Annotated in this window: 19 protein-coding genes; 9 read left to right on the forward strand and 10 right to left on the reverse strand. The window is 37.0% G+C overall.

Annotated features, from left to right (window positions below; all coding sequences use genetic code 11):
* Positions 1-776: 776 nt before the first annotated feature.
* Both CSEC_RS04795 and CSEC_RS04800 read left to right on the forward strand, forming a co-directional pair.
* A complete protein-coding gene (locus tag CSEC_RS04795) occupies positions 777-1,385 on the forward strand; it encodes a chalcone isomerase family protein (RefSeq protein ID WP_041017319.1) in 609 nt (202 codons plus the stop codon).
* A 63-nt stretch (positions 1,386-1,448) separates the two neighbouring features.
* Positions 1,449-2,402: a histone deacetylase family protein gene (locus tag CSEC_RS04800; RefSeq protein ID WP_041017320.1), complete on the forward strand. Its 954-nt coding sequence runs from the start codon at positions 1,449-1,451 to the stop codon at positions 2,400-2,402.
* On the opposite strand, the gene CSEC_RS04805 is transcribed toward CSEC_RS04800, so the two are convergent.
* From CSEC_RS04805 to CSEC_RS04815, 3 genes are all read right to left on the reverse strand, one after another.
* The gene (locus tag CSEC_RS04805; RefSeq protein ID WP_041017321.1) at positions 2,399-4,795 is read right to left on the reverse strand and encodes an amidohydrolase family protein; all 2,397 of its coding nucleotides are present in this window, start codon (positions 4,793-4,795) and stop codon (positions 2,399-2,401) included. The genes CSEC_RS04800 and CSEC_RS04805 overlap by 4 nt on opposite strands.
* A 651-nt stretch (positions 4,796-5,446) precedes the next feature.
* Positions 5,447-7,546, reverse strand: a complete 2,100-nt coding sequence (locus CSEC_RS04810; protein ID WP_041017322.1) for a sodium-translocating pyrophosphatase — start codon at positions 7,544-7,546, stop codon at positions 5,447-5,449.
* 297 nt (positions 7,547-7,843) lie between these two features.
* Positions 7,844-9,820: an AAA family ATPase gene (locus CSEC_RS04815; protein WP_041017323.1), complete on the reverse strand. Its 1,977-nt coding sequence runs from the start codon at positions 9,818-9,820 to the stop codon at positions 7,844-7,846.
* Positions 9,821-10,033: 213 nt separating this feature from the next.
* On the opposite strand from CSEC_RS04815, the gene fumC reads away from it, so the two are divergent.
* Positions 10,034-11,413 (forward strand): class II fumarate hydratase, encoded by a 1,380-nt coding sequence (fumC, locus tag CSEC_RS04820; RefSeq protein ID WP_041017515.1) that lies wholly within the window; start codon positions 10,034-10,036, stop codon positions 11,411-11,413.
* Here the strand turns inward: fumC and CSEC_RS04825 are convergent.
* On the reverse strand, positions 11,408-13,330 hold the full coding sequence (locus CSEC_RS04825) for a protein kinase domain-containing protein (protein ID WP_154017630.1): 1,923 nt from the start codon (positions 13,328-13,330) through the stop codon (positions 11,408-11,410). The two genes, fumC and CSEC_RS04825, sit on opposite strands and share 6 nt — an antisense overlap.
* Before the next feature lie 314 nt (positions 13,331-13,644).
* Positions 13,645-13,983: a phage holin family protein gene (locus CSEC_RS04830; RefSeq protein WP_041017325.1), complete on the reverse strand. Its 339-nt coding sequence runs from the start codon at positions 13,981-13,983 to the stop codon at positions 13,645-13,647.
* Between the two features lie 175 nt (positions 13,984-14,158).
* Here CSEC_RS04830 and msrB point away from each other — a divergent pair, with 175 nt between their 5' ends.
* Positions 14,159-14,683, forward strand: coding sequence for a peptide-methionine (R)-S-oxide reductase (gene msrB / locus CSEC_RS04835; RefSeq protein ID WP_053331789.1), 525 nt, complete (start codon positions 14,159-14,161; stop codon positions 14,681-14,683).
* Between the two features lie 313 nt (positions 14,684-14,996).
* Positions 14,997-15,977: a hypothetical protein gene (locus tag CSEC_RS04840; protein ID WP_041017327.1), complete on the forward strand. Its 981-nt coding sequence runs from the start codon at positions 14,997-14,999 to the stop codon at positions 15,975-15,977.
* Between the two features lie 36 nt (positions 15,978-16,013).
* Here the strand turns inward: CSEC_RS04840 and CSEC_RS04845 are convergent, their stop codons facing one another.
* Together CSEC_RS04845 and CSEC_RS04850 are read right to left on the reverse strand one after the other, a co-directional pair.
* On the reverse strand, positions 16,014-16,751 hold the full coding sequence (locus CSEC_RS04845) for a BPL-N domain-containing protein (protein WP_041017328.1): 738 nt from the start codon (positions 16,749-16,751) through the stop codon (positions 16,014-16,016).
* On the reverse strand, positions 16,751-17,335 hold the full coding sequence (locus CSEC_RS04850) for a biotin transporter BioY (protein ID WP_041017329.1): 585 nt from the start codon (positions 17,333-17,335) through the stop codon (positions 16,751-16,753). Before CSEC_RS04850 ends, CSEC_RS04845 begins: the two co-directional genes overlap by 1 nt.
* 128 nt (positions 17,336-17,463) lie before the next feature.
* Between CSEC_RS04850 and CSEC_RS04855 the strand changes: the two genes are divergently transcribed.
* Complete coding sequence (locus CSEC_RS04855) at positions 17,464-18,999, forward strand: hypothetical protein (protein WP_041017331.1); 1,536 nt, start codon at positions 17,464-17,466, stop codon at positions 18,997-18,999.
* A gap of 112 nt (positions 19,000-19,111) precedes the next feature.
* Here CSEC_RS04855 and CSEC_RS04860 read toward each other — a convergent pair whose 3' ends face one another.
* Complete coding sequence (locus tag CSEC_RS04860) at positions 19,112-19,693, reverse strand: NADPH-dependent FMN reductase (RefSeq protein WP_041017332.1); 582 nt, start codon at positions 19,691-19,693, stop codon at positions 19,112-19,114.
* Positions 19,694-19,824: 131 nt separating this feature from the next.
* Here CSEC_RS04860 and CSEC_RS04865 point away from each other — a divergent pair, with 131 nt between their 5' ends.
* Positions 19,825-20,658: an SANT/Myb-like DNA-binding domain-containing protein gene (locus CSEC_RS04865; protein WP_041017333.1), complete on the forward strand. Its 834-nt coding sequence runs from the start codon at positions 19,825-19,827 to the stop codon at positions 20,656-20,658.
* Between the two features lie 36 nt (positions 20,659-20,694).
* Positions 20,695-21,111, forward strand: coding sequence for a hypothetical protein (locus CSEC_RS12630; RefSeq protein ID WP_053331790.1), 417 nt, complete (start codon positions 20,695-20,697; stop codon positions 21,109-21,111).
* Positions 21,112-21,120: 9 nt separating this feature from the next.
* On the opposite strand, the gene CSEC_RS13110 is transcribed toward CSEC_RS12630, so the two are convergent.
* Positions 21,121-21,318: a hypothetical protein gene (locus tag CSEC_RS13110; RefSeq protein WP_154017631.1), complete on the reverse strand. Its 198-nt coding sequence runs from the start codon at positions 21,316-21,318 to the stop codon at positions 21,121-21,123.
* A gap of 278 nt (positions 21,319-21,596) precedes the next feature.
* Positions 21,597-22,391: a 23S rRNA (guanosine(2251)-2'-O)-methyltransferase RlmB gene (gene rlmB / locus CSEC_RS04880; protein WP_053331791.1), complete on the reverse strand. Its 795-nt coding sequence runs from the start codon at positions 22,389-22,391 to the stop codon at positions 21,597-21,599.
* Between the two features lie 117 nt (positions 22,392-22,508).
* Here rlmB and CSEC_RS04885 point away from each other — a divergent pair, with 117 nt between their 5' ends.
* Positions 22,509-24,473 (forward strand): lipase family protein, encoded by a 1,965-nt coding sequence (locus tag CSEC_RS04885; RefSeq protein ID WP_041017336.1) that lies wholly within the window; start codon positions 22,509-22,511, stop codon positions 24,471-24,473.
* The last annotated feature ends 212 nt before the right edge of the window (positions 24,474-24,685 follow it).

The raw sequence follows: 24,685 nt of genomic DNA on the forward strand, positions 1-24,685 counted from the left end.
CTTTTGATCACTGTCAAACATCTATCTGAAGCTCAGGGCTTTCAGTGTTTTTTCGCTTTTCAGTTTACTTGTTTTTTTCAACCGTCGTTCGAAAGAAGTTATTAATCTACATGAGACACTCGTTTTTTCGCAAGAGCCTTTTTCCCTTTTTTTATTTTTTTTCTAACAGCTTGATTACATGGCAATTACGCACTGGGGCGTCTCTTCTGACAGAATCGCTTTGAGTTCGCTAAAAGCGGGATTTGAAACATTTGCCCTTTGAAATTCCTTATGTTATAACCGGAATTGAAGACCGGTTTGGAATTTTAAGAACCTTTATCTTCTCCGATTTGATTTTTGATAACTGATAAAGAGCTTTTCCCGGCATGGATTCTTTCAAGTCTCATTCCTAAGATGAAAGAATAGACTCAAGCATCCAAAGGTCTTAAGATATTTAAGAGATATAACGAAATCTCTTTAGAAAGACTGGGGCTAAAACCCTCAGTCTATAAAAAGATCGTTTTGGATAAGCTTGGGTTTTAATAGACTTCTTCCGAAACTCGCTTTGATTGGAAGAATGGGCTGGTTTTATGTAAATTTAGGATAAAAGATGCCAAACCAACTATTTTAACAATTGAATGGAGTTTCGAAAGAAGTCTAATGAACACCCCGAGATGAATCTTTTTACTTTGGCGAGATCTTTGCTTTGATTTATGATTCTCAACTCAATGATTCGCTTAAAATACAAAAGATCTGACGGAAATTGAAAGATTTATAACTTAAACTTAGGAGACACTATGAAGAATCACCTATTAACCTTAATTTTTGGCTTTGGCGCCTTGATGAATACCCATTTGAATGCTGAAGACACAATTCTTGACAAAACAACAGGAAAAGCTTTTCCAGCTTCCGTTTCATTTACGAATGAAGGCACTAACTATAACTTGGAAGCGACCGGCGTTTCAACGAGAACGAAATTTTTTGTAAAAGTTTATAGTGTGGCTCACTATTTGCAAAATTTAGGCGATGTAAATAGTAAAAATATCTTCAATCAAATTTTTAACGACGATAAAGCCAAGCAATTGACTTTGATCTGGGTTCGAGATGTAGATTCAAGAACTATAAAAGATGGCTACATGGATACCTTTAAGAAGGTATTTAGCCATGAGCAGCAAAAAGAGCTTAGCGGGCAAATCGATCAATTCCTTGGTTTTTTTAATGAAAACGCCAAAATTAACGATAAACAGGTGATACGCTGGATTCCCGGCGGCATCATTGAAGTCGAAATCAACGGTGTAAAAAAAGGTCAAGTCAAAAGCGTTGATTTTGCAAAAGCCGTTTGGGGCATTTGGCTTGGAGCAAAGAGCGTTGTTCCAAGAAATCAGTTAGTTTCCCGAGTGAAATAAGACCTTTCTATTATCTCAGGCCATCCACTATGATGGCTTGAGATAATAGAGTATTTCAACAATATGAAAACCGCAATTGTCTCAAATCCTATAATGCTCGGCCATTTTACGGGCCGAGATCACCCTGAGTCTCCTCATAGATTATCTGCCATCCTTACAGCCCTTGAAAGTCAAAATCTTTTGACTGAAAAGAACTTTTTCATAGGAGAGCCAGCCCCTAGGGATTCCCTATTGTACTGCCACAATAAAACCTACGTAGATTTGGCCGAGAAAGAGTCTTCGGAAGCCCCTTTATATGATCCTGTTTTATTATCAACTGGAGACGTAGCGCTGACTTTAAATTCTTTTCAGGCGGCTTTAACGGCGGTCGGGTGCTCTCTTTTAGCGGCCGATCTTGTTCTTTCAAAAAAATTCCCTACCTCCTTTGCGGTCGTTAGACCTCCCGGCCATCATGCGACAGCTACAAAGGGAATGGGCTTTTGTCTTTTTAATAATGCCGGCATTACGGCTAGGCATCTGCAAAAAAAACACGGACTTAAACGAATTTTAATTCTTGATTGGGATGTGCATCACGGAAACGGCACTCAAGATATTTTTTATGAAGACGGGGATATTTTTTACTTTAGCACTCACCAAGAAGATATATACCCTTTCACAGGTTTTTCTGATGAAAAAGGAAAAAACAAAGGTTATTTAGCCAATCTTAATTTCCCTATTTCCCCTGATTTGAACACCAATGAGACGTTCCTTTATGCTTATCAAGATCTTTTAGTGAACGAGATGCGACGTTTTAAACCGGAGTGCATCCTTATTTCCTGCGGGTTTGACGCTCATATTCTTGATCCTTTAGGAGGTCTTAGAATCCGGACAGAAACGTATGAAAAAGCAAGCCGCGCGATTCTAGAAATAGCAAGAGAGCATGCGGAGGGTAGAGTGATTTCTATCTTGGAAGGCGGCTATAATCCTAAGGCTATAGCCGAATGCTCTCTTGCTCATGTAAAAGCTTTATCGAATTAACTGCTCAGTTTTTTCCTAGCCCAAATTTTCATTTTCGGGATGATGTGCTTTCTTTCAAATTCATAAAACTTTCTTTCCATATCTACTTGCAGCCTTGCTTTTGGCGAGCTTTGTAAAAGAGCTAAAGCCTCTTCTGATGGCTCCCAATTCGGAAGATAGCACCCTTCAAAGCCTTCTTTAAACTGATAGGAGGTCTTTTCTACAAACTCGGCTATGCCCTCATCAAACTCAGCGGTTCCTTTATCAAAGTGAAAAGGAGTAGATGGCTTATAAATTTGCTCCCCTCTCGCAAATCCATGCCTAAGATGGCCTCGCTCCATATTTTTAAACTTACCATAAGTTAAATTGGCTAAGTCTCTATATCGTGTATAAACTTCGACGCGTTCACTATGAGGTGAAGTTCCAATAACCCCGGGATCATCGGTATTAAGTGTGAAACCAATCCCTTTTTGGGCAAGTTTTAGTATCGGATGATTATCCTTTTTCCCAAACATTTTATCATTACTTCGCAAGCAGATCTCAACGCCAATTTTATCCCTTATCTCTTCAACGGTTTCCTCCCAATTATCTTCATATTCCAGGCAAAGGAGATGGCCTAAGCGATTGGGTTTAGCTAATGATATGCAATCTTTAATAGCGTTATACATATATTCGGAGGCTGTTACGTTTGCTGTAAGTTCGCCTGCATGAAGGCTTAAAGGAACTATGTCTTTATAAACAGACCGGTTTCTTAGAAAATCCAAAGCCATAAATTGTTTATCCCTATAGCGAAGGGCATTACTTGAATCCTCAGGTCCGGAAACAACCACTCCTACAACTCGGGAGAGTCCTTTTTCAAACTCAAGTTTGATCAATTGAAATGCTACTAAAACATCCGCTAAAAACAGGAGAAGATGCTGGGCTCGATTGATATCAACGTTAATATATCGGCTTCTTGTCGGCTCTAAATGATACTTATAAACACTTTTACTATCATTTTTTTGCGGTTGTAAAAGAGGGTCTATAGAATTAAGATATTCTTCATAAAAAAGCACGGATCTTTTGACAGCAGGCTCTAAAAGAGTGATCCATTTTTCCATAAATTTTGTGAGTTTTATTGGATCTGAAAAAATAGCATCTAAAGTTTCGTCATATTCAAGGTCTAAACTTTCGTCATCTGAGGAACAAGATGAAGACTTGGGGTCATCAAAAGTTTTTATGCTGTCTAAATCCGAACTCACTTCTTCTTCTTCTGCTATGTCTTCTTCTGAGGAGGAAGTATTGCATTGGGATTTCATTTTTGGAAATTGATCTAACAACTTTTCTTTTTCATTTTCTTCAAAAATCGCTTCAAACCCTTTGCTCGTCTCTACGTAGAATAGTTTCTCAATTCTTGCGTATCTTGAAAGGACTTCATAGAATGATTGAGCTGGTATATAGTTAGCGATTCTCTCAAAAACCCCGAACGTTTTAAAAAATTTGCTATGGCATTTCTTCTCTTCAGCGCGAATGGTCACTTTAGCTTTAAACTCTCCTTCAAGAGAGCTATCTTCAGTCAGCATTGAAGCCGGGAAAAACTTCTTTTTCTCTAATTTCTTAAGCTTTTTTTTGACTTCTTCCAGCTGACTTCTATCGTTTTGGCTAAAGCTTGTTTCATTCGTATGGCTATAGTCTTTCGATCCTCTTTTTCTATCGGTGAGCTCTTTTCGTTGGGCCTTTAACTCTTTTAGTTTCGCGTCAAAAGCTTCTTTTTCTTTTGTAGAAATACATTTGAAAGTGTCTTTTTCAAACCAAAGATTCGCATCTTGAGCCCACTTGATCCAAGTTTCGACATTCGGTAAACCGGTCAAATGCAAATGAGTTTCACCCTTGGGCATATGCCGAAAAACTTGTGATAGTTCAAAAGCATCATTGCCTAATTCCTGGAAATAATAATTGATATCTTCAACTGTTGTCTCTCCAGTTTCCAACCTTGTAAGAATACCCTTTAAAAGCTCTTTCTCCAAATCTAACGTGTTGAGACCCAAGCTTACAAGGGTTGTGTCCGTTGGTCCTTGAAAGAGTCTATGATCCCAGCAATTAGGAACAAACTGAAAAGGTAAAGGTGTTGGCGCAAAAGGTGAAGATGTTTGCGCAGAAAAATCAGAAACTTTTCGAAATTGCAAAGGTTGCTTTTGCGCTTCCTCCGGATTATCAAGATAATCCATTATCGCAACAAATTGACCGGAAAGAATATCAGACGTTGGAGAATTGCTTTTTCCATTTATCTCTCGTCCCGCTCTTGACGGCACAGGAACCGGCAGAGTTACTGCTCTTCCATTAAGAGAAGCGGTTGGAACCCCTTCAAATTGATTAAAGAAGGAAGGTATCTGCCTTGGGGATCCATCCCCAGAACTAACTGTAGAGTCATTCATAACAACCTAATTTGTTCATTAGCAAAAAAAATTTTTTTTGACTTTCCGAATAAAACAAACAAACAAAAAATTTTTAATTAATTATTACATTCTTTTTTAAATAAGAAAAAGCTAATAATCAATTTGAGTGTTTTAAAAAGTAGCATGTGCCGGTATTAATAAAAATAATAAATATTTTTGTTAAAGAGCGTATTTTTTTTTATTCTAATTTTTTTCTAAATATGCCGAAAAATATATCTGAATCAATATTTAATTAAAATTAAATTATAGAAATCTTCTTACACACGGTTATAATTTTGATAATTTCTAATTTATATTATTCAATTTAAAATTTTATTGTTAAAAAGGTAGATGCGTCACCATGTCTTGAGAAGTCTTTAAAACACTAACTTCTTATAAAGCTACTATACAAAATTCTAAAGGATAACTGGAAAGAATTTTATGATACACTTGTCCGTACGAGACAATACTCTTCATCAGAATAGGCTTTTTGAGTAATCATGTCACAACAATTTGCTAAATCTTGATATAAACCTGTTAACACTGAATAACTTTAAGTTAAAAAAGAGTTCTTGAAGTCATAACCGAGGGAACAAAATTCCCTCGGTTAAGTTTAGATTGCAAAGAAAAGGTTTTGCTTTCCAAGTTGGGTTAGCGCGCCATCCATGCTGCTAAGCCTGCTAAGAGCAGTAAAGCAACAATGTTTGTTATCTTTATCATCGGGTTGATAGCAGGCCCCGCAGTATCTTTATAGGGATCGCCGACAGTATCGCCCGTCACAGCTGCTTTATGAGCCTCTGAGCCTTTACCGCCGTAGTTCCCTTCTTCAATCAGTTTTTTTGCATTGTCCCATGCACCACCGCCCGAAGTCATGGAAAGGCCGACAAAAAGACCTGTAACCACAACACCAAGCAACATAGCGCCAAGAGTTGCAAAGGCTTCAGACTGTCCTGCATAGGCGCTTACAACAAAATAAACGGCAATGGGAGCTAAAACCGGCAATAAGGAAGGTATTACCATTTCTTTAATGGCTGAACGTGTGAGAAGATCGACCGCGCGACTGTAATCAGGTTTTGCGGTTCCTTCCATAAGTCCTTTAATTTCACGAAATTGCCTTCTAACCTCTACCACAACAGATCCTGCGGCTCTGCCAACTGCTTTCAGGCAGAGAGCGCCGAATAAATAAGGCAAGAGAGCTCCAATGAAAAGTCCTACTACAACGTAAGGGTCTTGGAGTTCAAAGTTCGGAACAATATCCGGAAAATAATGTTTCAAGTCCTCAAGAAAAGCTGCAAAAAGCACTATCGCCGCAAGTCCGGCAGATCCTATGGCGTATCCTTTAGTCACAGCTTTTGTTGTATTTCCAACAGCATCTAAAGCATCTGTTGTCACTCTAATCTCTTTTGGCAAGCCTGACATTTCAGCAATTCCGCCGGCATTGTCTGTTACAGGGCCATAAGCGTCAAGCGCGACAATCATACCGGCAAGAGCAAGCATGGTAGTTGCGGCTACTGCAATGCCATATAAGTTTCCATTATTATATGAAAATAAAATGGCTGCGCAAACAACAATGACTGGGAGAGCTGTAGCTTCCATAGAAACTGCAAGTCCTTGGATAATGTTAGTGCCATGGCCTGTTGTTGAAGCCTCGGCAATGCTCTTAACCGGACGATACTTGCCAAGTGTATAGTACTCCGTGATTTTCATTAAGAGGCCAGTTACTGCAAGACCTGCAAGGGCACAATAAAACAAGTTCAAACCTGTGTAGGCTTTTCCTTCCATGACATACTGGGTGTCAAAACCAATTAGATAATGAGTAACAGCTGCGATTCCAATACCTGAAAAAATAGCCGTTGCGAGCGAGCCTTGGTAAAGGGCTGCCATAATATCTTTTGACTTGCCAAGCTTTACAAAAAAAGTTCCTAAGATGGAAGCTAAAATACATACTGCTCCAATTGCGAGGGGATAAAATAGCATCGTATCCAAGAGATAAGAGAGCCCTCCTGTGAATAAAACGCCTGCAAGAAGCATGGTTCCGACAATTGTTACCACATAAGTCTCAAATAAGTCTGCCGCCATTCCAGCGCAGTCGCCTACGTTGTCACCAACGTTATCCGCAATCACCGCAGCATTACGCGGGTCATCTTCCGGAATTCCGGCCTCAACTTTTCCAACAAGGTCCGCACCGACATCCGCACCTTTTGTAAATATGCCCCCGCCAAGACGAGCAAAAATTGAAATAAGCGACGCTCCAAAACCGAGAGCTACAAGAGGCTCTAAAAGAGCTCTTCCGGTATATCCCATTTCCCTTAAAGTGAAATAATAAAGACTTACACCCAAAAGACCAAGACCGACCACTAGCATCCCGGTGACAGCCCCAGACTTAAAAGCGACATCGAGAGCTTTTTCTAAGCCATGTTTTGCAGCTTCAGCAGTTCTAACATTAGCGCGGACGGATATATTCATCCCCACATATCCTGCAAGCCCTGACAAAAAAGCGCCAATTGCAAACCCAATTCCAACAGCCCAGCCCAAGATCCAAACTAGTACTGCAAAAATAATAAGTCCTACAATAGTAATGATCTGATACTGCCGGTTAAGGTAAGCGCGAGCTCCTTCTTGGATGGCAGTGGCAATAGCTTGCATTTGCTCATTGCCGGCGCTAAGCGACAGGATGCTTCGGATCATATAAATACCGTATGCGAGCGCAAGAAGCCCACATCCTGCCACAAAAGCATATGACAAGTACATAAATTCCTCTTTTTTTTAATTGAACTATCGATTTTTGTTAGAACCCGATTTAAATTTCGAAATTCACATTTCGAAAAATAAAAATGGGGTTCAAATTTTTATGAACACTTCACAAAATACATTTTTAAGCTAAAATCACTTTCTAAATTGATAAATCGACTTTCCTAACGTTTGAAAAAGCATCGCTCTCAAACAAATCTTTTACAAATTAAGTGATAAAAAGCCCGAGACTAAATCCTAGAGCATGCCATAAATCTTGATAATCTTAAAAGTAAAACTTTCTCTTCCGAGAAAGTCTTAATCAATAAGAAAAGCTTTAAGGGTTTCTCTGGTAATAAAGGGGGGAATTTCTTCATTAAAATATTTTGAATAAGGCTCTAGTTTTTCTTTTACTTCGTCTAAAGCTTTAGCGATAGCCGGGTTTAAAAAAAGCAAATCAAAAAATAATTTATTGTTTTGAGTCTCATTTTTATATTTATGGGCGGCTACTGTTTCAACATCTTTTTTTATTTGAAAGGGGTAAGCTTTTTTGATGTTTTGAATATTTTGAAACTTCTTAAGCCATTCTTGCACTTTTACAAGCTCTAACTGTTGTTTTTCAATTTGTTCACTAACATGCTTGAGATCTTTTTTGAAAGCTATACTGCTTGACGAATAGGGATTGATTAAATCAAAATTCTTTTTACAAGCTTGAAGAAAGCTTTCTCTTTTTAATTTTAATTGCTGAAGCTTCCTAGGACACCAATTCGGTTCCAAGACACGTGCGGCCTGACTTGCAACTTTTAAGAATAAAGATAGCTCGGCGTCCGGACTTGATTTTTTTTTAGGTTGAGTTTCCACAATCGAAATGATTTCATCTAAAGCATCCTCTGAAACCTCTAGCGATGGCTCAAAGGTTTCGGCTTGCTCTTTTAATACTTCTTTAACGGCCTCTTTTTCAAGGGGCTTTACTTCAATCACCTCAAAGCGGCCTAAAAAGGCAGTATCCCCCAAATTTTCAGATTTCTTTGCGTTTTTTTCAGCATCCTCTACCAGCCCTGGCTCTCCGCCCCTGGTTTCCACTTTTGTAAGATACTCTTTAAATTCATCTCCTGCTATATACTTTTTGAACTCTTTGTCGGTCGTCGCTGCTATGCAAAGAAAGTCTTCCTTATCGAAGATTAGCTTTAAAAAATTGGACAGGTTAGAGTCATTTTTAAAGGCTGCATGAATCTCATCAAAGAAAAAGATAACCTTATTTAGATCGCCGGCCCTGTTTAAAAGGTATTTAGTCTGATCCGCATAACCATAGTAGGTGCTTTGAAGTAAACTTGCTGTGCTGACCTGAAATATTTTTTTTCCTTTTAAGGGGCCGTTATAATGAGGAGATTCTATTCTTTCGGTCAAACCTTGAACAAGCTTTGTCTTGCCAACGCCTGTTTCTCCGACAAGCAAAATATGCTTTTTAAGCCTTTTTTGAGAACCGGAGAGCTGATTTAGCATTCTTTCAATTTCATCGCTTCTTCCGGCAATCCGCCTTATTTTTCCCTCCCTCACATCTTTTGTAAAATTAGCTTCGCAATGAGGCAGCTGATCAGGACAAGGTCTTAAATATTTAACATAAAGGACTAAAAAAGTGACAATCGCAAGAAGGGACCCTGACGTTAATAAAACGGCTGGCCAGGTAACGGTTGGAAATATTACTTTAAAAACTAGAAAAACAAGAGTAGGCAGCATAAAAAATTTATAATAGATGTCCAGCATTGCAGACGCTTCCCAAGCCGACTGAGGGTCTTTTCCTATATCATACAGGGTAAAAGCGATTAAAAAAGTATCTATGATGTTTCGAAGAAAACTTAAAACAAATTTGAACATTTGCTCCAGTTTTGATGGTATTTTTGATTTTGTTTCCGCTTCTAAAACACACTCAAGACTTTGTAAAGCTCCGGATAGTTCTTTTGCGACCGCTTCAATATCAAAAGAGTGCCCTTTATGAGTTAAAAGCTGTTCCATTTTGTTTTTTGGAATTAACTCTAAAACCACTTCCAACCTATTGGAAGAATCTGTTTTTATAATTTCGTAAGAAAGTTCGGAAAGCAGCGCATCGAGTGCTTCCATTGAAAGATTATTTATTTCTTCTTTAACTTTTTGAAGCTCACTTCCGGTTGCCGTATTTTCTTTTACTTTGATAAGCAGCAAAAAAAGCGCCTCAATATTCAAAGTTTTTTTTTCGCTATTGGAAGAGGCTAAGCCTTGAAAGGGAAAACTCCCATCTAGAGTAAGATTTTGCATCATTGTAATTATTTTTTAGTATATGAGTAAAAAAAAGCCGTTTTAAAAAGGGTATCATTCGGTAAAAGATTTTTTGAAATTCGCACTTACTTGATAAAATGAGCCATTTAATAATCGAATGGTGATTTCGAAAAATCCAAAGCTTGAAAATATTAACAATCAAAAGTGTAATTGTAAACCAATCTTATTATCTTTAGGAAAGTTGCCTTTATGAAAATGCGTCAGGAAAAAGATAGTCTTGGAATCGTAGAAGTTCCTAAAGACAGCTATTATGGAGCCCAGACAGCTCGATCAATGAAATATTTTGATATTGGATCTGAAGTGATGCCTTTCGAATTGATTCAAAGCTTTGCCCTTTTAAAAGCTTCCGCTGCAAAAGTTAATTTTCAGTTAAAGCTCCTCTCTAAAGAAAAAGCAGATCTTATCATCCAAGCATCAAGAGAAATTATCGAGGGTAAGTTAAATGACTTTTTTCCACTTAAAGTTTGGCAAACAGGAAGCGGAACCCAAACCAACATGAATGTGAATGAAGTCATTTCCAACCGAGCCAATGAACTTGCGGGAGAAAAAAAAGGCGGTAAGTATCCTGTCCATCCAAACGATGATGTCAATCTATCACAATCTTCAAACGATACTTTTCCAACTGCCATGCATATTGCGGCTGCTACTAGAATTCATAATGAGCTTCTCCCCTCGCTTGATAAGCTCATCCTTTCTTTTAAGAAAAAGATGAAGGAATTTTCCTCCATTATAAAAATTGGCAGGACTCACTTAATGGATGCCGTTCCTTTAACTTTAGGGCAAGAATTTTCCGGATACGTCAGCCAACTTGAAATGGCAAGAGAGGCCATTTTAGAAAGCGCTAAGGGTTTTTACCCTTTAGCAATAGGGGGAACAGCTGTCGGGACAGGCCTAAATGCCCACCCCTTATTTGGAAAAAAGGTAGCCGCACTTGTTTCAAAAGAAACAAAGCTTCCTTTTAGAGCCGATAACAATAAATTTTCAGCGCTTGCCGGTCACGAAGCTTTTGTTTTCGCAAGCGGCAGCTTAAAAACACTCGCTGCCGCCCTCATAAAGGTTGCGAATGACATCCGTTGGATGGGATCCGGTCCAAGATGCGGGTTATCCGAGCTTATTCTTCCCGAAAATGAGCCCGGCTCTTCCATAATGCCCGGAAAAGTGAATCCCACCCAATGCGAGGCCATGACTATGGTCGGCATTCAAGTTTTTGGTGATGACGCCGCCATTAGCTTTGGAGCCTCGCAAGGAAATTTTGAACTCAATGTGTTTAAACCGCTCATCATTTATAATTTTCTACAGTCTGCCACCCTTCTTGGCGATGCCATGAATTGCTTCCGTAAATACCTTGTCGATGGACTTAAAGCTAACCAAAAAACGATTAGCACCCACAAGGAAAGATCCTTAATGCTTGTCACTGCCCTTCAACCCCTTATCGGTTATGATAAGTGCGCTGAAATCGCAAGGCTTGCACATGAAAAACACCTCACCTTAAAGGAAGCTGCTTTAAAATTAAAATACGTCACGGAAAAAGAGTTTGATGAGGTTGTAAAAGCCGAGAATATGCTCGGCTTATAATAGCTTCGGAAGCTCCTCACTTAACGTGTCCTCACTTTTAGTGGAGGGCGGCTCTATCTCTTTTTCCTTTTCTTCCTTAACCTTCTCGGTTTTCTTAGCTCTTAGCGGAAGTTCCTGGAATGATAGGGGTGATCTGACAAGCGGCCTTGGCCTAGTTCTACTACTAAAAACTAGTTTAGAACGGGAAGGCTTGGCGGTATTTTTTTTGCATTTCTTTTTTTCTTTTAGTTTTGGTAGCGCTTCTTGGCGTTTGTCTTCTATTGCGGTATTTTCTTCACTTGATTCCTCTTCTAGGATCGTAAGAATACTCCCCTTTTTGGATGAACCAATTTTTTCCTCTTTAATTTCAGTTAAACTTCTGCCTCTACGGGGGGTAATTGAAATTTCTACTTTGATTTCACGGAAACTTTTCGGAGTTTCTGTAGAAAGAGACGCTTCAATTTCATTAATCCTTTTTTCCACTTCATCAAGTTTCGGTCTTTTAGTACTGTGAGGGTTCATCATATCGGCAAGTAATTTAATAATTGGAATTTCACTATCTTTGTATTTTTGAAAAAAATTCTTAATATATAAGACAGGTGCTGCCGTAGAAACGAATGCCGCATTATGCCATGGAACCGAGGTTTCCAAGATCAATAAATATAATATGCAAGCCAGACCCCAATTATCAGGGGCTTTTGGATCTTTAACCCTTCTTTGGCTGTACCTTTCAAATGGCAAATAAGATCGCGAACCGCAAAAAGTTCCGGTTTCTTTTCTTTTCTCGTCAACAGTTCCGGTATACCCAAAGTCTGTTAAGCAAGGGTTATCTTCAAAATCTAAAAGAACGTTTTCTGGTTTAACATCACCATGAATATGATTTTGAGCATGCATCAATTGGACGGCTTTTAGAATTTGTAAGAATAAACGTAATTTAAATTTATCGTCCTGAAAAGGAGAAGAAGTAAGAGAGAATCGGCCCTTTTCGTGCAATGCCCTCATCCTTTTTTCCAAATCCGTCGCATACCTTTCCATAACAATAATTTGCTTTTCGGCTGTCTTGTCTATGTTTAAATAGGAAATGGCATGAAGCGTAGGGAAATTTTCTTTACCATTATAAAGTATTAGATATTTCTCAGAGTTTAATTGAGCTTGTTTAGAATTTTCTATGGCTTCTTCAAGTCTATAACCCTCTGTAGATAATTTTGAAACTCCATAAGCATATAGTTTGGTTACAGTCCCAAGCCAGCTCCATGCTAGAAGCCAATCGGTTGAAGCGCCTGAGGTGTCTAACCATTTCTCTTTATTTTTTGTATTTAGAAAATGAATGAGAAACCTTCCATTTTTTTCAACATGGAGATCAAAGCTTTGTGAATAATTGCAGAGCATATGAACAAGAAGAGGGTATTGCAAGTCAGATTCAAGCAGTTTCTTTCTATTTAATTCGATGAAATCAAGAAGCGCTTCTATTTGACTTCGTCTCATTGGAAGGGAAAGATTAAGTAATCCATCTAAGATGGCTTCTTTATTGGAAAACAAATCTTCCGGAGACAAAGGGGCTGCGTATTCAGCGCCGGCAAAAACCGCCCTTGTTGCCGGATAAATCTGGTTCATGACAAAAGTATAGCCTTTAGGGCTCTGAACTGAGTCGCTTCTTGGAGATAAGTGTAATGGGTTGCAAGGGTTAAGCTCGGTCAGGGAAAAGCTTTTTTTAGTTTGGCTTAAAGGGGGGACTATTTTTTTATTTACAGAGCCTGCATCTAAGGATTTCTTTTTTAGAGACTCCACACGACTTATATTTAACTGTGGAATCGGTTTATTATTATCGTCTTGTTCTAGAGATTCTGAATCTGATACTTGAGCCGATGGAGTTTCGTTCTTATCACATTCCTCAATAATTGTAGGGATCTTAGATCGATAAGAATGTAAAGCGTCCATTTTACCTCCTGGTATTTTTATAAGGTTACAAAACGCATCATTTGTTTGATCAAAGTCTAAAATTTTGAAATTGGCTTTTTTAATAAAAAAAACAATTAAAATCAATATAACTTTTATGAAAAAAAATTAATTATATTTTTGAGAAAAAAAGAACTATATTCTTTAAATATTGTGAAAAGAAAAATTTTTAGAAAAAAACACAAACAATTAATTTAACATCTGTAATTCTTTTTAAGAAAAGATCAGAAAACTACCAATCAAGTCAATAACCTTTAAATAGTGTATTCATAATTAAAAACAAATTAAATTGTTAATTAGGCTGACGTAATAGAATTAATAAAGCTGTTAAATATAGCTAAAACAAGAGCGAAAGCCAAAGCCCACCAAAAACCTCTGACCTCAAAACCTGGAACTATGGAACTTACGAGCAAAACCATAAGTGCCATAATCACAAAAGTAAATAAACCAAGAGTTAAAATATTAATGGGTATGGTTAAAAGAAAAATAATAGGTCTTAAAAAAGAATTGACGGCTCCAAGAACGATGGCAACTACAATTGCGGTAGTCCACCCCTCAAGCCGAACTCCGGGTAGGATATAGGCCGCTGCAAATACAGCTATTGTGTTTAAAATCAAAGTGATAAGAATGCCCATAAGACTCCTTTAATTTAAATAAGTTTAAGTTTACCTTCTTCAGATATTATAAGCTAGTCGAGGGATTATCTCCTTGGAAAAAGTTCTTTTTTCTTATTTTTAGATAAGCGGCCCTAATTTTTATTTGACCTTAGAGCGGCTTGCTCGTTAAAGTGGTTTTAGACAGGGGGAATTCATGAATCTACAACAAGTTTTCATTCTTATCTTGATTGCTCTCACAGTGCTCATGACTTGGTACTTAATAGGATCCCAAGTTAAAAAAGAATCCCGAATCCCCTTAAAAGAAAGGCTTGAGCCTCTTAATGAGAAAATTCCAGGTGGCAAGATTGCCTTAAATGAAAGGGAATGGAAAAAACACCTTTCTGAGTCGCATTTTAATGCTTTAAGGAAAGGGATTACAGAAAAAGCCTTTTCCGGAAACTTATGGGATGAAAAGCGTCCCGGAATGTATTACTGCCGTGCTTGCCACCTTCCTTTATTTACATCTAAAGATAAGCTTCACACAAATTCAGGATGGCCCGAATTTGAAAAACCTTTTAATGAAAATTATGTGGCTCTAAGAGATGACTACAAGCTTTTTATTAAACGAAAAGAGGTTGTCTGCAATAGATGTGAATCCCATCTTGGACAAGTTTGCGATGAAGGCTATTGCATTAACTCCTCTTGCTTAAAATTTGAAGAAGAAGAGGCAAAGGACTAGCTAATTTTTTCCAAAGTAAAGCTGCAGCAACGTTATGATAACCGTAAGAATTGCCAATAAAATGGCAAAAAATCTTATTTTGCGATGAAGGATCTCATAAGAATTGCTATCTTTCATAAGTACTTAGCCATTTTTTTTGCTTTATAGACATACTTTAAGACCCGCTTTCTTCCAATATAGTTCATCAATGCAAAAGTCAACAAAAGCATTAATACTATAATTACGACTATTAAATTAAAAAAACGAAATTATTTGATTTATATTAATATAAACGATATCACCGGTGTAACTTATTTTTCGATAAGGTATTTATATGTTAAAGATTCAAGCCAGCCCGGAATTGCAAACTAAAACGTTATGCTATCTAGAAGATTATAATACTCCTCAAAAAGATCCTGATAAAAATGAGACTCCTGATCCAATTGTCGAATCATGCCCTTCTAACATGCCTCTTGCAATGGAAAAATACTATCAAAATCAACAGAATGTCGGCTTGCAATTTCTCCTGTTCCCGGACCCTCAAAGAGGGTCGCAGGATGTTCTCACAAAATTAGCAAGTCAGCTATCCGCTTTGATCGAACGTTTGGAAAATGAAAACTTAGAGCTTAAGAAAAATATTCAAGAAATCCATGAAGATAAACGCCATCTAGAAAATTTGGTGACAAACGCCATCAAAGAAGTTACTTATTCCTTAGAAGGACGGTTTGAAGAAATCTATAAAAAAATGTCTGAGGATCTAAAAAATCTTATTAGAGAAAAAAACGTCTCTCATCTGACACTTGAAGATTTATTAGCCAAATTAAAAGCCCTTCAAAAAGAAGAAGATACGATTTATGAGAATTGGCATGAACTTTCTGAGACGCCCCTATCAGATTTTTCCAAAATGGAAAACCGCGATGAATGGGAAGTTGTAGACCCGAAAAACAGTTACTATTCTCTTACTCATCTTGAGATAGATAAAGACCCCAAAAAGAAATCAGAAATAGAGAAACTTATTATCGAGCTTGAAACGGTCACAAAACTTGCTGAAGCTCATAAACAAATACAATTTGTATTGCCGGCTGATAGAAGCTCTCTTCTTGAAGCTTTAAATGTTATTTTAAAAGTGATTAGTGTGACAGGCAGCGGCACGAAACTTACTTTTTGGACGATCGCTTTTCTCTATAAAGAAAGCGTAAGGATCGCAACTTTATTTGGTGTGGCGTGTGTGGTGATTCAAAGCCCTTGGACACCTTTAACTAATATGATAGCGTCTTTTGCTTTCTCTGTTTTGAAAAAAGTATTACTTAAATAACAAAAGAAGTCCGATGGCAAAAGCCATCGGATAAATCTACTTTAAAATTTCGGTGATGTAAGTCCAACAAGCTTTTCTAAAATTTTGAGACTCAACAAATTTACTTCTAAGGCTTTGATTGTCTGAAGAGATTTCAGGGTCAAGCTCATCATACTCAAGGTGGACAAAACTTAAGACAATTTTACCTTGGCTTGCTTTGAGTGAAATGATAGCAGCTTTTCCATCTTCATAACTTGCCAATACCTCTGCTGTATCAGGATAGGGTCGTTTAAAATACCCGCCGCCATTGATAAAAACAAACCCTGTTTCTTTCGTTTGCTCCCATAAAATCGGTACAATTCTACCATTTTCGACATCATGCCGGCTTTTTTCAGGAAAATAGGGTCCTTTTACTTTGCCAGTATATAGCTTTAAGTCTCTCTTCTTTTTAAAAACAGCATACTCTGTCTTAAAACAACTTTTCGAGGAGGCAAAATAAGCCCCGGCACAGATAAAAAGTCCTGATGACCCATCCTCAATAGCCTTGCGTATTTTTGAGAGCATTTCCGAATTAAAAAAGGGGTCCCATTCGCTGCAAACGCCCCCTGGAAAGACAATCAACTGGCGCTTACTTTCGTATTTATTTTCGCAAGCTTTCGAAAGCGCGTCGGCATCCAAATATTCGATTTCGGAATCAGGCAAAATTGAGCGTAATTTTGAGCTTACATTATGCAAGCTATCAAAGGAGATCCCTTTAAATCCGGGACCTCCGGCATAGGCGCGAATCGGAGTCATTACTTAAATAGGCTCTTAAATCGATAAAGTGAAGCTCCATAGGAAGCGGCTGCCAGGATTTTTAAGGTAGCCCCAAACAAAAAAGGTTGAATAGCCATTGCAAAGACATTTTTCAAACCAAAGAAGAGGGATAGGAAAAGAGAACCTGATCCTAGAATGATCATCTCACCCAGGCAAAGGCATAGAATAGTATGAATGAAACTCTCTTTTTTTGATCTTTCATAGACCCAGCCGGCAATGACAGCGCAAAGAAAAAAGCCAACTAGATACCCTGCGGTTGGTCCGACAAACCATAAAGGGTTGGAAAGCCCTCCCTTTAATACAGGAAAGCCGCAGGACGCTTCAAATAGATAAGCTAGGATTGCATTTGCAGATCTTTTCTGACCTAGAGTAATAATTAAACAGTAAATCCCGAATGTCTGCAAAGTTACAGGGACGGGATTAAAAGGGATTGGAAAAGATACTTGCGAAAGAAGGGCTAGGAAAAGGCTGCCGGAAAGAGCAATAAGTGATTCACAAGCTATTGTTTTTAAGAAGGTTGGGATGGTCAGATCAAGAGATAAATTTAGGTATCTAGTTTTCATAATGGATAAACCCTTAAAAATTTATAAAGTTAAGAATCACAAACTATAAATTTTCTCTAAAAAATTGACAATCATTTGCTTTCTCATGGAGAATAGAGATGGGAGCAAAAATTTAATTTTGTGATCAGATGGACAAATTTTTAAGAGAATTGGAAAGTCAAGATATCCACACTCGAGACCGCTGGCAATTTGAGCTAAAGTCTGATATTGAGCCAAAGTCAACTTCTTCAACCTACCATACCCTTCAAGAATTTTATATTTTTATTCCGGATGCTCTCCAAATTAACCCTAACACCTATCCGCAAGAACAGTTTTATGCCGATCAAACCAATTTTATCCGCTATAAAACACCGGTTTTTACCTTCGATGAGTTAAATAATAAGAACTACACTGCCTCTCCGTTTTATATTTTGGAAAAAATTCATAAGAATGAGGAAGTCTCAAAGCTTGAGCTTGAGCTCAAGCTTTTGGCTAATATCTATAGAAGCACTTTAAGAGAACAAGCTCTAAATTGTTATAGAGGGTTAGACAAGCCCTCTTTACTCAAAAAAAAGGCTAATGAAACACTCTTTGAGCTTTTAGGGAATGTCCATAAATTTAATCAGTGTTTTGATGAACTCAAACAAACTTTCGAAAAAGAACCCGTTTTTAAATCGCTAACGTTGACTTTTGACTATATTGAAGAGTTTATTTATGACACTACAGAGTTTTATTTAGCTGGCCTTCTTCAAAAACTGGAACAGATAAACGACCCTGAATTTATTCCCATTAGAAGCGAGCTGCAGCTTTGCATCATTAAGGCTGTTAAAAAAATCTCACATTTCTTTAATAAAGAAATTAATGAAACTAAACGTTCTCTTTCGCCGGAAGAAAAATCAGAATATATTCTCTATCGGAAGAGTTTGCTAAATAAATTTGTCTTAGATGCCCTTCTCCTTTCAACGTTTCGGTTTTCACCGCAAAGGTTTCAACACCTTATAGGAGGCTTTGCAGCCGGCATTGCCATGCTTTTCTTTTTTGTATTATTTGTTTGGCAGGGCAAGATCTTTGGGATCAATACTATGGAATTTATCTTAACTACTGTAGTTCTCTATATCCTAAAAGATAGGATCAAAGAAATTATCAAAGGCATCTCCTACAAGATGACAGTCTTTTTTTTGGCTGACTACTCAACCAAAATCAATTCTAAAGAAGGAGCTAAAATTGGAAACATCAAGGAGTCTTTTAAATATTTAAACTTACATGAGCTTCCTGACGAAATCAAAAAATTGAGAAATCAGGATTTTCATGATATTTTAAGTAATTTTCAAAGGCCGGAACGTGTGATCTTATACAGAAATTCTATAAAGATAAATTCATTTCAGGAAATTTTTTCCAAGCCGATTGGTTTAAACAATATCTTTCGCTTGAATATAAATGAGTTTATTGAAAAAGCAGGAGACCCTGAGCAAGTCTATTGGACTGTGAACGATAAAAATCAAAAATTAGAAAAAATTATTTTTCCAAAAGTCTATCACATCAATATTGTTTTAAGAAGACTTTCAAAAAAAGACAATAAACAATCTGTCGATATAAAAAAATACCGCCTAGTTGTTACCAAAGACGGTATTAAACGGATTGAGTCTTTAAACCCCTATTTGCGCGGAGATTCCTTAACTCCTTAAGCAAGAGAATAAAAAAGTGACATTCATCTTTTGGATGAGTGACTTTGGATTCCCGGACTTTCTGAGTTTGGCTTTTCTTCCAAGATTTCTACGTAAAAAAAATTAGTCCCTTCTACTTTTCCAGCTTCTTCAGAAATTCCGCTAATTTCTTACCCATTTTTTTTGCGCTTTCCTGCTTTTTTGGATCCTTAAAGGAACCATCTTCAAGAAAAGCTTCTCCAGCATTCGGTATAGCTAGCTGTTCCGGTAAAACAATCACATTGATATTTCCTAAAAGTGACCTTAAGTGGACAAGTCCCCTTAAACCTCCTAGATTGCCGGGAGAGGCGCTCATGATAACTGCCACCTTGTCTATAAAGGGTTCAAGATAAACTTTGTCGCTAGGATGCGGTCTTGAAATCCAGTCGATTGTATTTTTTAAAACGCCTGAAATAGAGCTGTTATATTCAGGAGAGGCAATAAGTAAACCCTGATGCTCTTTCATCAAATTTTTTAGGGTCAGGGCGTTTTCAGGAAGGCCATTTTTATCCTCATCTTCTTGATTATAAATCGGCAACGGGTAATCTTCTAAATCAATGACTGTAATATCCGCACCTTCTTCTTTGGCCCCAAGAGCTGCATTACGAAGTAGTTTCTTATTGAAAGAATCCTTTCTTAAACTTCCTGCAAAACATAAAATTTTCGGTTTTTTCATTTTCTTACACCTATTTTTAAGCTATTAAACAAAGTTTAAAAAGTTAACGTCAAGGGTAAAATACTATTTTTATATTTATTTTATTTCTTTAGCTTTGACGGTATATTTGAGAGAACTTTTAAGGAATAAACATGCAACCTGTAATTTTTCATATTTTATTATTAAGTTTAGTATTCTTTTTTCAAGACGTTTACCCAGAACACCCTCTTCTTGAAAGAGTAGAATCAAATATTGCTATCAGTTCTACTGAAAAAAAGGCTTGCCTTCCCTTCTTAATGAGAGACAACCATCCTATAAAACCTATTCTGGATAAATTATTCCAGGATCGTGTCGTCTTTAATTTGGAAACTTTTCTAAAGGCTGGTTTTAAAATTATCTCGGACCTTCCGCAAAAAAAAATTATCGTCGCGACCCACCCTGAACTTGGTGGGTTTGTCGTCAAAGTTTTCTTGGATTCTGTTCCTGTAAATAAAAATGGAGACCCTAATTGGAAATGGCTTTATAGACGCGCTTTTCTAGCTTCTCAAATCCGTAAGTTCATAAAAAAAAATAACATTAATCGATTTAGGGGGGTTCATAAATGGCTTTACCCCCTGCCTAATAACCAAAAAGAAGGCATCGATAATCATTGGGTACTGGTTGCTGAAAAAATGCCCTTGCGCTCCCCTCTTGATTGTTTGGAATTTTGGAAGACAAAGGTAAAAGTACAAGACTTAAAAGAACTTTACAAAATTATGAAGCATTGCGGCGGTCAAAGTTATAGGCCGGATAATATTCCGATAACTATCGATGGCAGATTTGTTTTTATCGATACTGAGTATCCTCACTTACCCCCTATATACAAAGAAATACTTCCCTATATTTCTGATGAAATGGGTTCATTTTGGAAACTACATGTTCTTTCGCATGAGCTAAGTCAAAGCTCATCAATAGATAGTCTTGCTCGAAAAAGGAAAAAAATCTAAAACTCAATTCATCTAAAGACTCAAAGAAGGATATCTATGGGAAAGGGATTACTTTATTTTCTAGCGGGAGTTTTTGGAGCTCTTGTAACAGATGTATTTATACTGATTTTTGGCACTCTTCCTGTAAAAAGCATTTTGGGAGTTGAGTTCGCACCTGAAATCGATTTAATTGCGCTCTCAGTAGATCTTTTCTCAGGCGGGCTATTCGGACTCTTATTTTTCCTCCCCTTTCTAAATTCAAACCCTATTGTAAAAGGAGCCTGTATTAGCGTTATCCCCTTTCTTTTTCACTTATTTATTAAAAACAGGCTCCTGGGAGACTTTTCAGCTTTTACCCCGGACACCAACCTCACGGTTATAGGATTGATGTTTGCCTTTGACCTGTTTTGGGGATTAATGAGTGGTAGCTTCTTAGCTTTTGTAGAAGACTCGAAGAAGCTGCCTTTAAAATAAAAGTTCAGCTCAAGAATTATTTTTTAAATAGTAAGAAAGCGAATCGAGGGTTTTCATATCATAAATATACTGCTTTTCTTCGACGGAGCATTTTCCGCAGGAAAGGGACTCTTTTGACACGAAAAAACCGTCAATTGAGAAAGCAACTAAGATGCAGACTAATAAACTTAAAGAAAATAGGACGCGAAGCTTTGCAAAATTAAACATTTCAAACCTCCTTTCACTAGATCGCTCGGCAGGAGTTTTGAGACCATAAGGGGCGGATGTTCTGAGAAAACAACAAAATTTATGCTTTTTTGAATCTAAATTAATTATATCCAAAAACATGCGTCATCATTTCAAAAAAAATGATTAAAACGCTCTTTTTTCCTATATTGTCAATCGGCCAATTTTTCGCGAGAAAAAATTAATATCTCAACTTCCCTTTATCTATTAAAATTATATTAAAACATAGAGCCTTAATGATTTAAGATGATCGTAATGTTTTAAGAATTTCTTGAAAGGCTTACTCTCCAATTAAATAAAAGTACACTTGTTGCTTGTGATACGTTTAGAGAATCTATTTTCCCAAACATTTTTATATACAATTTTTTATCGGCTTGTTCGCTTAATAAAGTTCTAACCCCTTCTCCTTCCGAACCAAGAATAAGCAAAGTTTTCTTATTAAATGTAAAAGTATCCAAGGGGACTGCCTCTTTTGAAATTTCAGCAGTTATTACCTCAAAGCCCTCCTCTTTAAATTTTTTTACAGCCTCAACAAGATTTGAAACTTTTAATAAAGGCATTAAAAGAGAGGCCCCAACGCTTGCCTTGCTAACCGCAGCTGTCAAGTCAACCCCCCTATTTTTGGAATAAATCACCCCCGAAACTCCAAAACACTCTGAAGCTCTTAGAATGGCTCCAAAATTATGCGGGTCGTAGATGGAATCTAGAGCCACATACAACTGGCTTTCGTCAGCATTTTTAGTCGTTTTTTCAATAAATTCCAGAGGGTCATGATAGAAAAAAGGTTTAACCTTGGCCGCATACCCTTGATGAGAGTCTGATTGCAGCTGTTCTGTTAAATAATCTTTTGAAACCCAATTAATGTGAATCCCTTCTTTTTCAGCAGCGCGAACAATCGGGTCGTCCCTTTGATGCGATTTTGCTATAAAAATTTCTTTAATAGAGCGGGAGCTATACTTTAAAGCTTCTTCAATAGAGTGTTTTCCCATAACCCAATCAGAGGACGAGGATTGTTTTTTTTCACTTTGCGGTTTTTTTTTAAAGAAGCGAGTCATAGTATCCAAGAGTAAAGTTGTAAATTACATCTAATAGAATAAAGAAATCTAGCTTACATAACACTAAAATTATCAAGCAAAAGACTTGATAGCAAACGAGCGGTGGGATAGTTTTTTATGTTAAAAGTTGGCCTCCACGAAATATTTGAACAGATGAGTTACTGTCCCGGAGAGACGGAAGTTACGCTAAAAGAAAATAAAGAAGGCGGTTTTTCAATCGCCCTTCATAGAAAGCCAAGATCTTTATCCCCAACTTACATCCCTTTTCACTCATGCAAATTAATCAATCTAAACCCTGTCGGAGATGAAAATAGGACGACCCTTGAAATTTTTAAAAGGATGGTTCTGTCTTTAAGCGGGGACTCTAGCGTTTTGAATGACCTCAAAATCTTCAATAAACTTGAAAAGAAGATCCAATTTGAAAAACCTTTAAAAGCAAGGTTCATAAGAAAATGCTATCAGACAATTATAGGGTTAAAACTGGCTAGCTATAAAAAAGTCGCTGCTTTTTGCAAAGAAACAGATATCCTTATTTTTAAGGATAAGTCTTTTGAAGCGGCTTCTCAAGGCCTATTATCCAAAGAAAAAGAAGTTCATAAAGAGGCCTGGGTAGCCTTAAAGAAAGAATTAGTTTTAGAATGGGGAAAAGAACGTGTAAAAAGAGTCACTCAAAAATATAAAATTTCCTTTAAGGAAAATATTAAAAAAGAAACTCCATTAAGAAGAAAACATATAAAACTCCTTTTAATCGGGCTTTCAGACTATCAAAGAAGCGATCTTGAAGCTTCATTTAAACGTTTAATAAAAGTAGCGAAAAACAAGTTAGCTATTGAAAGGCTGCCCTCTCTTGAATTAAAAAAATTACAAGCTAAATATCCGAACTTTAAAGACCCAGACCTTCAAAAAAAAATCAGGGAGCTCTTTTTATCAAACCTTGCTGATTCTTTTTTAGATTTGCCCTTGGAGCTTCAATCTTTCATCCAAGAGCTTGCTTTTTTAAGCTCTGATGAACTCGAATCTTCTTTTCTTGGAACAAGAAAAGAAGGGATTGTAAATGGCTCTCAATCCAATTTAAGGGCTCAATTAATATATAATCCCTCCTCTCTTGACGAAGAGCGGCTTTATCTTTATCAAACAATTTGGGATGCTCCTTTTCGAATTTCTGAAGAAAGATTCGAATTATTTTTTTTAGAATTAATGACAAAATGCCTATCAAAAAAAGAACTTTTTGAAGGCTGTTTTATCCCTTATCCTGATAAAGAGGCTTCTCTTTTTTATTATGTAGACATGAGACTTGCAAACGGAAAGTCAAAATTGGGATACTACCTTCGGTCTGTTTTTGAAGAGCTGAAGGACCTTTTTGTTTTCAGAGGGACCTCTCTTGACCCCTCAATGACCGGAGCTTTAGGAAGTTTACTCTCCGATCTCTACCCTCTTAAACCTCCCGGTTCTCTTTGGCAAAAAGCAAGCAGGCATGAGGAAAACCGGATTTTTTCTTCTTCGAATAAAACTATTTTAGTTTCAGGGCATAGCTTAGGAGGATGTCTCTCTATGTTTGCTTCCCTAGAATTCTTTTTAACCCAAAATAGTCGTTCCCTAAATCGAAAATTTAAAATCAGAACCTTTGATACCCCGAAAATTGATGAAGAATCCACGGAAAAATTTGCAAGTTGGTGTCAAACAAATCAGATATCGATTAAGCACTATATTAATCGTAAAGATTTGTTTCCGAAATTTGGCGGCAACTCCCTTCTTGGAAAAAATGCGCGTGGGATTAAAGGTTTAGTGGTCCTCCTATCGCCAAGAGAGTCGAAAAGCCCTTTAGCGCTTAAGTCGACCCATACCCATCTTTTTTTTAAAAATAATAACTTCGAGTCTGAAACTATGGCTATAGAAGAATATTTAAAGGAAAGCTCCCATCTTGAAAAAGTTCGTGTTTTTGGAGGCTTCTTTCTTTTTCCTATGATTTTTGCTTTTTTTATTCTTAAACGATTTTTCTGGGGTTGGAGCGGATCTCCGGCAATCTGCAAATTGTTATTTTTAAAATCAATCCAATACTTAGCTAAAGTTCAGGAAAAGTAGCTTTTTCCCTTCTTAGAATTCTTGCTTCGGATTGTAAGAACAAGGTATGCTTTCAGCCTGAAAGTTTTAATTATTAAATCAACCAAAACCTTAGTTTTAGTTTAAAATTAAAATATGTTCTTTCATATTTATAATTCCTTAATAATCTTATTATACACTTAGTTTGCTTATTATATTTTATATTAAGATTTTTCACTTTTGAAAGAGATTGT

It is taken from the genome of Criblamydia sequanensis CRIB-18 (assembly GCF_000750955.1).
GTDB lineage: Bacteria > Chlamydiota > Chlamydiia > Chlamydiales > Criblamydiaceae > Criblamydia > Criblamydia sequanensis.

What these genes read in the sequence shown, in the direction of transcription:
- CSEC_RS04795 (WP_041017319.1), top strand. Translation starts at nt 777, where the DNA reads ATGAAGAATCACCTATTAACCTTAATTTTTGGCTTTGGCGCCTTGATG.
- CSEC_RS04800 (WP_041017320.1), top strand. Translation starts at nt 1,449, where the DNA reads ATGAAAACCGCAATTGTCTCAAATCCTATAATGCTCGGCCATTTTACG.
- CSEC_RS04805 (WP_041017321.1), bottom strand. Translation starts at nt 4,795, where the DNA reads ATGAATGACTCTACAGTTAGTTCTGGGGATGGATCCCCAAGGCAGATA.
- CSEC_RS04810 (WP_041017322.1), bottom strand. Translation starts at nt 7,546, where the DNA reads ATGTACTTGTCATATGCTTTTGTGGCAGGATGTGGGCTTCTTGCGCTC.
- CSEC_RS04815 (WP_041017323.1), bottom strand. Translation starts at nt 9,820, where the DNA reads ATGATGCAAAATCTTACTCTAGATGGGAGTTTTCCCTTTCAAGGCTTA.
- fumC (WP_041017515.1), top strand. Translation starts at nt 10,034, where the DNA reads ATGCGTCAGGAAAAAGATAGTCTTGGAATCGTAGAAGTTCCTAAAGAC.
- CSEC_RS04825 (WP_154017630.1), bottom strand. Translation starts at nt 13,330, where the DNA reads ATGGACGCTTTACATTCTTATCGATCTAAGATCCCTACAATTATTGAG.
- CSEC_RS04830 (WP_041017325.1), bottom strand. Translation starts at nt 13,983, where the DNA reads ATGGGCATTCTTATCACTTTGATTTTAAACACAATAGCTGTATTTGCA.
- msrB (WP_053331789.1), top strand. Translation starts at nt 14,159, where the DNA reads ATGAATCTACAACAAGTTTTCATTCTTATCTTGATTGCTCTCACAGTG.
- CSEC_RS04840 (WP_041017327.1), top strand. Translation starts at nt 14,997, where the DNA reads ATGTTAAAGATTCAAGCCAGCCCGGAATTGCAAACTAAAACGTTATGC.
- CSEC_RS04845 (WP_041017328.1), bottom strand. Translation starts at nt 16,751, where the DNA reads ATGACTCCGATTCGCGCCTATGCCGGAGGTCCCGGATTTAAAGGGATC.
- CSEC_RS04850 (WP_041017329.1), bottom strand. Translation starts at nt 17,335, where the DNA reads ATGAAAACTAGATACCTAAATTTATCTCTTGATCTGACCATCCCAACC.
- CSEC_RS04855 (WP_041017331.1), top strand. Translation starts at nt 17,464, where the DNA reads ATGGACAAATTTTTAAGAGAATTGGAAAGTCAAGATATCCACACTCGA.
- CSEC_RS04860 (WP_041017332.1), bottom strand. Translation starts at nt 19,693, where the DNA reads ATGAAAAAACCGAAAATTTTATGTTTTGCAGGAAGTTTAAGAAAGGAT.
- CSEC_RS04865 (WP_041017333.1), top strand. Translation starts at nt 19,825, where the DNA reads ATGCAACCTGTAATTTTTCATATTTTATTATTAAGTTTAGTATTCTTT.
- CSEC_RS12630 (WP_053331790.1), top strand. Translation starts at nt 20,695, where the DNA reads ATGGGAAAGGGATTACTTTATTTTCTAGCGGGAGTTTTTGGAGCTCTT.
- CSEC_RS13110 (WP_154017631.1), bottom strand. Translation starts at nt 21,318, where the DNA reads ATGTTTAATTTTGCAAAGCTTCGCGTCCTATTTTCTTTAAGTTTATTA.
- rlmB (WP_053331791.1), bottom strand. Translation starts at nt 22,391, where the DNA reads ATGACTCGCTTCTTTAAAAAAAAACCGCAAAGTGAAAAAAAACAATCC.
- CSEC_RS04885 (WP_041017336.1), top strand. Translation starts at nt 22,509, where the DNA reads ATGTTAAAAGTTGGCCTCCACGAAATATTTGAACAGATGAGTTACTGT.